Below are 9,152 nucleotides of genomic sequence, written 5' to 3'. Positions count from 1 at the left end.
TCACGCCCGGCAGCAGCTTGACCCCGCGCTGCACCGCGTGCGCGACGATCTTCATGGTCACGGCGACGCTGACATTGATCACGCCCGGCACTTGCCGCACCGCAGCAACCACCAGCTTGCGGATCGGATCGAACTGGCTCTTCGCGGGGTAGCCGAGTTCGACTTCCAGCGAGACATCGCCGCCGTCGACGCGGATATTCCTGGCCGAGCGGGTGGACACCAGGTCCTTGCCCGTATTGGGATCGATGACGGTGCGCAGGGCTTCGGTGACCTGCTCAGTGCTGACGCTCAAGACAAACTCCGCTTCGATGATTTGGGGGATTGGCGCATGATGGCCTGCGCCTAATGTATCAAAGTATGCAGCACCGGCCATGAACGCCGGAAATCCGCGCGCAATACCCTGCATTGGGTGTGGGATTACAGACATTTACAAATCTCACAAGCTTGCACTTGTGCGCGCGCCGCCATATCCATATTGTAGTGCGGTTGGACGGCCCGGTACGCCGGCATCGCAGGCGGTTGCCCGCACCGGCCGGGCCCGACGCGTACAAAGGGTTACCTGCCGCTAGCCTTGGCGTTACCATCGCGATGCGGTACCAAGAACATTTACGGGAACATCAGAAGGAGAAAGCATGAAGATCAAGCTCGTTACTGTCTCGCTCGCCGCTGCCACGCTGCTGGCCGCAGGTTGCGCCACTGAACAGCAGACCCATACGGCAGTCGGCACCGGCGTGGGCGCCGCGGTCGGCGCCGGGCTTGGCAACCTGATCGGCGGCAATACCACCGGCACGCTGGTGGGCGCGGCAGTGGGCGGTGCCATCGGCGGCGCAACCGGCTACAACTGGAACGCCATCCGCGGCAAGCTGAACAAGGACACCGCGGGCACGGGCACCCAGATCACCGAGCAGCCGGATGGCACGCTCAAGGTCAACATCCCCAGCCAGGTTACCTTCGATACCGACAGCGCCACCATCAAGCCGTCGTTCCGCTCGGTGCTCGACCAGGTCGCGCAGACCCTGGGCCAGCACCAGGACGTGAGCGCCAACGTGGTGGGCCATACCGACAGCACCGGCAACCCCAGCTACAACATGCAGCTGTCGCAGCGCCGCGCCCAGAGCGTGGCCGGCTACCTGGGTGATCGCGGCGTCGCACGCAACCGCCTGACGGCCGAAGGGCGCGGGCAATCCCAGCCAGTTGCGGACAACGGCTCGGAGGCCGGACGGGCACAAAATCGCCGCGTCGAAATTTTTTTGAAACCAATTCAAGGATGACCTAGTCATAGAAACAGGTGCCGCTTGCCACCGTTGCTGGCTCGCGATGGGTGGCTGACCTCCCGGGCGGTACCTGATTTCTCCTCCTTTTCCGTTGTGGAAAGCTGCGCCGGCTCTGACCGGCGCTTTTTTTTGGCCGAACGGATCCGCCGGCTTCATCATTCCGCCATGCGGAACCGGCGCGCAGGCGCTGGCCAGTTGCTAAAATAGCCCCTTCCCGGCACGCGCCTCCCCTCCTGGCTGGCGCCGTCCCCTGATACTTCCCCGCTCCTGACCGGCTCCTGTTTATGACCGCACGTCGCATCCTCGTCACATCCGCCCTGCCTTATGCCAACGGCCAGATCCATATCGGCCACCTGGTGGAATACATCCAGACCGATATCTGGGTGCGTTTCCAGCGCATGATGGGCAACGAGGTCTACTACGTCGGCGCCGACGACACCCACGGCACGCCGGTCATGCTGCGCGCAGAGAAGGAAGGCATCACGCCCAAGGCACTGATCGACCGCGTCTGGACCGAGCACAAGCGCGACTTCGACAGCTTCCTGGTGTCGTTCGACAACTACTACAGCACCGACGCGGAAGAAAACCGCGAGCTGTGCGAAAAGATCTACCTGGCCCTGAAGGCCGAGGACCTGATCGCCGAGCGCGAGGTCGAGCAGTTCTTCGACCCGGTCAAGAACATGTTCCTGCCGGACCGCTTCATCAAGGGCGAGTGCCCCAAGTGCGGCGCCAAGGACCAGTACGGCGACTCCTGCGAGGTCTGCGGCACCACCTACGTGCCGACCGACCTGAAGAACCCGTATTCGGTGGTGTCCGGCGCCACGCCGGTGCGCAAGTCGTCGGCCCATTACTTCTTCAAGCTGTCCGATCCGCGCTGCGAGACCTTCCTGCGCGAATGGGTGGCCGACCTGGCCCAGCCCGAAGCCGCCAACAAGATGCAGGAATGGCTGGGCGCCGAGGGCGAGGCCTCGACCCTGTCCGACTGGGACATCTCGCGCGATGCGCCCTACTTCGGCTTCGAGATCCCCGGCGCGCCCGGCAAGTATTTCTACGTGTGGCTGGACGCCCCGATCGGCTACTACGCCAGCTTCCAGAACCTGGCCGCGAAGAAGGGCATCGACTTCGACGCCTGGGTCGGCCCGCATTCCACCGCCGAGCAGTACCACTTCATCGGCAAGGACATCCTGTACTTCCACACGCTGTTCTGGCCGGCGATGCTGCGCTTCTCGGGCTACCGCACCCCGACCAATGTGTTCGCCCACGGCTTCCTGACCGTGGACGGCGCCAAGATGAGCAAGTCGCGCGGCACCTTCATCACCGCGCAGAGCTATGTCGACACCGGCATGAACCCGGAATGGCTGCGCTACTACTTCGCCGCCAAGCTCAACGCGAGCATGGAAGACCTCGACCTGAACCTCGATGACTTCATTGCGCGCGTGAACAGCGACCTGATCGGCAAGTACGTCAATATCGCCAGCCGCGCCGCGGGCTTCCTGGTCAAGCGCTTCGAAGGCAAGGTCGACGAGGCCGCGCTGGCCCACCCGCTGCTCGAGCAGCTGCGCCAGGCCGCACCGCAGGTCGCCCACCTCTACGAAGCCCGCGAGTACAGCAAGGCGTTGCGCCTGGTGATGGAGCTGACCGATGCGGTCAACGCCTTCGTCGACACCGAGAAGCCGTGGGAACTGGCCAAGGACGAAAACAAGCGCGCGGCGCTGCATGCGGCATGCTCGGTCTCGCTGGAAGCCTTCCGCCTGCTGACGGTCTACCTGAAGCCGGTGGTGCCGAACGTGGCTGCCGGCGTTGAGCGCTTCCTGAACGTCGAGCCGCTGGACTGGCGTGCCATCGACAAGCAGCTGTCGGCTGCCAGCCCGGTGCAGGCCTACCAGCACCTGATGACGCGCGTCGATGCCAAGCAGGTCGATGCGCTGCTGGCAGCCAACCGCGAATCGCTGCAGGCAACCGCGGCGCCGGCCGCCGCGGGCTCGGCGATCGAGCCGATCGCCGACACCATCACCATCGACGACTTCGCCAAGGTGGACCTGCGCGTCGCGAAGATTGTCGAATGCCAGAAGGTGGAAGGTTCGAACAAGCTGCTGCAGCTGACGCTGGACCTGGGCGAAGGCCGCACCCGCAACGTGTTCTCCGGCATCCAGTCGGCCTACACGCCGGCGCAGCTGGTCGGCAAGCTGACCGTGGTGGTGGCCAACCTGGCCCCGCGCAAGATGAAGTTCGGCGTGTCCGAAGGCATGGTGCTGGCTGCGTCTGCGGCGGATGAGAAGGCCGCGCCGGGCCTGTATATCCTGGAACCGCACGAGGGCGCGGTGCCGGGCATGCGCATCGGCTGAAGCAGGGCACTCATCGCCGTTCCCCTCTCCCGCTGTCGGGAGAGGGCGGCAAATCCGCGGTAACGCCATGTTCCGCGCGTTCCATCGGTTGCGATCCAAGGCCAGCCAGGCCTCTGGATCGACCCGCCACACCGCCCGAGATTCTGCAATGCAGAACAGAACGGGCAGCCCTTCCCCCTCCCCCTTGCTCCCGCGCTATGCACGCGCGGCATGTCATACATGGTTCCGGCGCATCGCGCTTGTGACCCCTGGACGAGCCGCGTAGATTCCACCTCGCAGAATCACAAACCAAAAAACAGAAGCCGGCCACGCAACGCTGCTTGCGCGATGCCGCTTCGCATGGAAGGGGACATTTGTGAAGAAGCTCCTGATCGCCAATCGTGGCGAGATCGCGTTGCGCGTGCAACGCGCCGCACGAGACCTTGGCATCGCCACCGTGGCGGTCTATGCCACCGACGACGATGCCAGCCGGCACCGCCTGCTGGCCGACGAAGCTGTTGCGCTGCAGGGCCAGGGGGCCGCTGCCTATCTCGACATTCCCGCCATCATCAGCGCAGCGCGCGCTACCGGCTGCGACGCCATCCACCCTGGCTATGGCTTTCTCAGCGAGCGCGCCGACTTTGCCAGCGCTTGCGCAGCCGCGGAGATCGTCTTTGTCGGCCCCGAGCCCGAGCAGCTGGCCCTGTTCGGCGACAAGGGCCGCGCGCTGGCGCTGGCCGCGCGCTGCGGCGTACCGGTGATGCCCGCCACCGCGGGCGGCGCCACGCTCGATGCGGTGACCGCATTCTTCGACGAACAGGACGGCGCCGGCGTGGTGCTCAAGGCGGTGGGCGGCGGCGGCGGGCGTGGCATGCGCGTGGTGCGCGAGCGCGACGCGCTGCCCGAAGCCTATGCGCGCTGCCGCTCCGAAGCACGCTCGGCCTTCGGCATCGATGCCATCTACGCCGAACGGCTGGTGGCCCGCGCGCGCCATATCGAAGTGCAGATCGCCGGCGACGGCCACCATGTGATCGCACTGGGCGAGCGTGACTGCACGCTGCAACGCCGTTTCCAGAAAGTGGTCGAGATCGCGCCCAGCCCGGCGCTCGATCCGGCGCTGCGCCAGCGCATTGTCGATGCCGCCTGCACGCTCGCGCGCGAAGCGCGCTACCGCAGCCTGGGCACGTTTGAATTCCTGGTCGAAGAGCCCGAGGACGGTGCGCGCCGCGATGGCGCGGCCCTGCCCTTTGTCTTTATCGAAGCCAACCCCCGCCTGCAGGTCGAGCACACCGTCACCGAGCAGGTCACCGGCATGGACCTGGTGGCCGTGCAGCTGGGGCTGGCCGAAGGCCGGCGCCTGGCGGAACTGGGGCTGGACCCGCAGCACCCGCCGCGCGTGCGCGGCTATGCCATCCAGGTGCGCGTGAATGCCGAGGCCACCGATGCGCAAGGGCTGGCACGCCCGGCACAGGGGCGGCTGGAGCGCTTCGATCCGCCCACCGGGCCGGACGTGCGCGTCGACACCCACGGCTATACCGGCTATGCACCGTCCGCGCATTACGACACGCTGCTGGCCAAGCTGATCGTCACCTCGGCCAGCGACAACTTCGCTGACGCAGTGCGGCGCCTGCAGCGCGCGCTCGGGGAATTCAATATCGGCGGCATCGCCACCAACCTCGACCTGCTGCGGGCGCTGGCCGAGCGCGACGACTTTGCCAGCCAGCACGTGCATACGCGCTATATGGAGGCCGCGCTGCCCGCCCTGCTGGAACGCGCCGCGCAGATTGCGGCGCACGACGCGGCGCGGCAGGCCCTCGCAGGAGGCAGCGCCCCCAGGGTGGCGGCACCTTCCAGCACGGCAAGCTTCGAGGAGCAACTGGGCGAGGGCCTGTGCGCGGTGCGCGCGCCTATGAACGGACGCGTGATCGAACTGGCGCGCGAGAACGACCTGGTCAAGGCTGGCCAGACCGTGGCCGTGCTCGATGCGATGAAGATGGAACATGCCATCGTGGCCGAGCACGCGGGCCGCGTGATCGACCTGCGCACCGCTTCCGGCGAGCAAGTCGCCGAGGGCCAGGTCATGCTGGTGCTGGAGCCTGCCGACGCTGGCGCCCATGCCGACGGCGAGGCCGAGCACACCGACCCGTCAGCGATCCGCGCCGACCTGCAGCGCGTGCTCGACCGCCATGCCTTCCTGTACGACGCGGCCCGCCCCGAGGCCGTGGCACGCCGCCATGCGCGCGGCCAGCGCACCGCGCGCGAGAACGTCGACGACCTGTGCGATGCCGGCAGCTTCCGCGAATACGGCGGCCTGGCGCTGGCGGCACAGGCCAGCCGGCGCAGCGAGGCCGACCTGATCGCCAACACCCCTGCCGACGGGCTGATCACCGGCACCGGCGCCGTCAACGGCAGCCTGTTCGCACCGGAGCGCGCGCGCTGCGCGGTGCTGGCCTACGACGCCACCGTGCTGGCCGGCACCCAGGGCAAGCGCAACCATATCAAGACCGACCGCATCCTGGAGGTGGCGCTGCGGAACCGGCTGCCGACGGTGATCTTTGCCGAAGGCGGCGGCGGCCGCCCGGGCGACATCGACTTCCCCACCGTGGCCGGCCTGTACCAGCCTTCGTTCGCCGCCTTCGCCGAGCTGAGCGGCGAAGTGCCGGTGGTGGGCATCGCCTCCGGGCGCTGCTTTGCCGGCAATGCCGCGCTGCTGGGCTGTTGCGACCTGATCATCGCCACGCGCAACGCCAACATCGGCATGGCCGGCCCGGCCATGATCGAAGGCGGCGGCCTGGGCGTGTTCCGCCCCGAGGACATCGGCCCGGCCACGGTGCAGTACCACAACGGCGTGGTCGACCTGCTGGTCGACGATGAGGCCGACGCGGTGGCCGCGGCCAGGCATTACCTGTCGATGTTCCAGGGCCGTGTCGACGACTGGCAGGCGCCTGACGCGCTGGCGCTGCGCCAGGTGGTGCCGGAAAACCGCCTGCGCGTCTATGACACGCGCGCCGCCATCGCCGGCCTGGCCGACGCGGGCAGCGTGCTGGAACTGCGCGCCGGCTTCGGCACCGGCATCCACACCGCGCTGGCGCGCATCGAAGGCCGGCCCGTGGGCATTCTCGCCAACAACCCGCGCCACCTCGGCGGCGCCATCGATGCCGACGCCGCCGACAAGGCCGCGCGCTTCATGCAGGTGTGCAATGCGCACGGGCTGCCGATCGTATCGCTGATCGACACTCCGGGCTTCATGGTGGGCCCGGAGGTCGAGGCCCGCGCCCAGGTGCGCCATGTGTCGCGCATGTTCGTCGCCGGCGCCAAGCTGCGCGTGCCGTTCCTGGCGGTGGTGCTGCGCAAGGGCTACGGCCTGGGCGCAATGGCGATGGCCGCGGGCGGCTTCCGCGCGCCGACCTTCACGGTCTCGTGGCCAACCGGCGAATTCGGCGGCATGGGCCTGGAGGGCGCGGTGCGGCTGGGCTTCCGCAAGGAGCTGGAAGCGCTGCCGGCCGGCCCGCAGCGCGATGCGCTGTACCAGCAGCTGGTGGCGCAGATGTACGAGCGCGGCCATGCCATCAACGCCGCTGCGGCATTGGAACTCGACGCCGTGATCGACCCTGCCGCCACCCGCCAGTGGGTGGTCAGCGGGCTCGAGGCCGGTGCCGCCAATCCCCAGCGCCCGATGCGCACCTTCGTCGACGCCTGGTAGGCGCGGCGGCAGACAGAACCAGAGCGAAAGCAAGAGGAGACAGCAGATGAACGAACAGGCGTTCTTCGAGGACCTGGAAGCCCGGCATCGCAAGATCTGGCCCGCAGGCCTGCCCGATGCACCGGTCTATCCCCATGGCGAGGCTCCGCTGGGCGACTACCTGCGCGCGTGGGCGCGCAAGCGCCCGGACCACGCCGCGCTGGTCTGGTACGGCACCACCGTGACCTATGCCGAGCTCGACGACCTGTCCGAGCGCTGCGCCGCGCTGCTCAAGGACCGCGGCGTGGGCGCGGGCGACCGGGTGGCGGTGATGATGGGCAACTGCCCGCAATTCCACGTGGTCTTCTACGGTATCCTGAAGCTGGGCGCGGTCTATGTGCCGGTCAACCCGCTCTTCAAGGAACAGGAGCTGGTCTACGAACTGAACGATGCCGGCGCCACCACCGCCATCGTGCAGGACCAGCTTGCGCCGCTGCTGATGTCGGTGCGCGCACAGACGCGGCTGCACACCGTCTACACCACCAGTGCCGGCGCGATGCTGCCGGCGCAGCCGGACCTGCCGCTGCCAGCGGGCCTCGACGCGCCTCCGCTGGCAGTGGAAGGCACCATCGACCTGCTGCAGGCGCTGCGCGACACCACGCCGGTCGCACTGCCCCCGGTCGACATGGACGCGCTGGCCGCGCTGAACTACACCGGCGGCACCACCGGCCTGCCCAAAGGCTGCATGCACACGCAGCGCGACATGGTCTACACCGCAGCGGCTTCCTACGCGCTCACCGGCGGTGTCGATGCGGAACGGCTGGCAGAGGGCTCGAACGACGTGATGCTGAACTTCCTGCCGATGTTCTGGATCGCGGGCGAGAACCTCGGGCTGATCTATCCGATCTTCAGCGGCGCGACCGTGGTGCTGCTGGCGCGCTGGGACCCGGTGGCGGTAATGGCCGCGATCGAGCGCTATCGCGTCAACCGCACCTTCGTGGTGGTGGACAACGCGGTCGAACTGATGAACCACCCCGAATCCGGCCGCTACGACCTGCGTTCGCTGCAGCACACGCGCGCCGCCTCGTTCATCCGCAAGATCACCCCCGACATCCGCCAGCGCTGGCACGCGCTGACCGGCAGCATCATTGCCGAAGGCGCCTGGGGCATGACCGAGACCCATACCAGCGACACCTTCACCACCGGCATGCAGGACGACGACATGGACCTGCGCGGCCGCCCGGTCTTTGTCGGCCTGCCGGTGCCGGGCACGCGCATCAAGATCTGCGACTTCGACACCGGCGCGGTGCTGCCGGTCGGCGAGGAAGGCGAGATCGTGGTCAGCACGCCGTCGCTGTTCAAGGGCTACTGGGGCCGCCCCGACGTCGATGCCGAGGTATTCCGCGACGGCTGGTTCCGCACCGGCGATATCGGCGCCTATGACGAGGCGGGCTACCTGCATTTCCTGGGACGGCGCAAGGAGATGCTCAAGGTGCGCGGCATGAGCGTGTTCCCGTCCGAGCTGGAGGTGCTGCTGTCGCGCCACCCGGCGGTGCTGGGGTCGGCCGTGGTGGGCCGCCCCGACCCGGACAAGGGCCAGGTGCCGGTGGCCTTTATCCGCCTGCGCGCCGAGCACGCCGACGGCATCACTGCCGACACGCTGCATGCATGGTGCCGCGAGCAGATGGCGGTCTACAAGGTGCCCGAGATCCGCATCCTGCCCGAGTTCCCGCTGACCGCCACCGGCAAGGTGCGCAAGGTCGAGCTGCAGGCCTTGCTGGATACCGAGGCCGGCGGCTGAACGGGACCGCTGTCGGGTAGTACCGCCGTACCGGACCAGGACGCCGCGCGCGCGTCCGGCACGCCTGCGCG

General features: G+C 67.8%; 5 protein-coding genes. 4 read left to right on the top strand and 1 reads right to left on the bottom strand.

Annotated elements, in window-relative coordinates:
* The coding region (locus AC3WVS_RS17850; protein WP_492319735.1) for an iron-sulfur cluster assembly protein at window positions 1-292 on the bottom strand (292 nt) is incomplete at its 3' end.
* Between the two features lie 340 nt (window positions 293-632).
* On the opposite strand from AC3WVS_RS17850, the gene AC3WVS_RS17845 reads away from it, so the two are divergent.
* The 4 genes from AC3WVS_RS17845 to AC3WVS_RS17830 all read left to right on the top strand — a co-directional run bounded on the left by AC3WVS_RS17845 (window position 633) and on the right by AC3WVS_RS17830 (window position 9,081).
* Entirely contained in the window at window positions 633-1,271 is a 639-nt protein-coding gene (locus AC3WVS_RS17845) for a YiaD family glycine zipper/OmpA-like lipoprotein (protein WP_492319734.1), read from the top strand.
* A gap of 287 nt (window positions 1,272-1,558) precedes the next feature.
* Window positions 1,559-3,619, top strand: a complete 2,061-nt coding sequence (gene metG / locus AC3WVS_RS17840; protein ID WP_492319733.1) for a methionine--tRNA ligase — start codon at window positions 1,559-1,561, stop codon at window positions 3,617-3,619.
* Window positions 3,620-3,974: 355 nt separating this feature from the next.
* Complete coding sequence (locus AC3WVS_RS17835; protein ID WP_492319732.1) at window positions 3,975-7,301, top strand: acetyl-CoA carboxylase family protein; 3,327 nt, start codon at window positions 3,975-3,977, stop codon at window positions 7,299-7,301.
* Window positions 7,302-7,347: 46 nt separating this feature from the next.
* Window positions 7,348-9,081, top strand: a complete 1,734-nt coding sequence (locus AC3WVS_RS17830) for an AMP-binding protein (RefSeq protein ID WP_492319731.1) — start codon at window positions 7,348-7,350, stop codon at window positions 9,079-9,081.
* The last annotated feature ends 71 nt before the right edge of the window (window positions 9,082-9,152 follow it).

The organism is Cupriavidus sp. CPT47-8839-RL05A (genome assembly GCF_058792255.1).
This window is presented reverse-complemented; position numbering and strand designations above follow the sequence as displayed.

Coding starts and splice junctions, on each gene's coding strand:
- metG (WP_492319733.1), top strand. CDS start 1,559: ATGACCGCACGTCGCATCCTCGTCACATCCGCCCTGCCTTATGCCAAC.
- AC3WVS_RS17845 (WP_492319734.1), top strand. CDS start 633: ATGAAGATCAAGCTCGTTACTGTCTCGCTCGCCGCTGCCACGCTGCTG.
- AC3WVS_RS17830 (WP_492319731.1), top strand. CDS start 7,348: ATGAACGAACAGGCGTTCTTCGAGGACCTGGAAGCCCGGCATCGCAAG.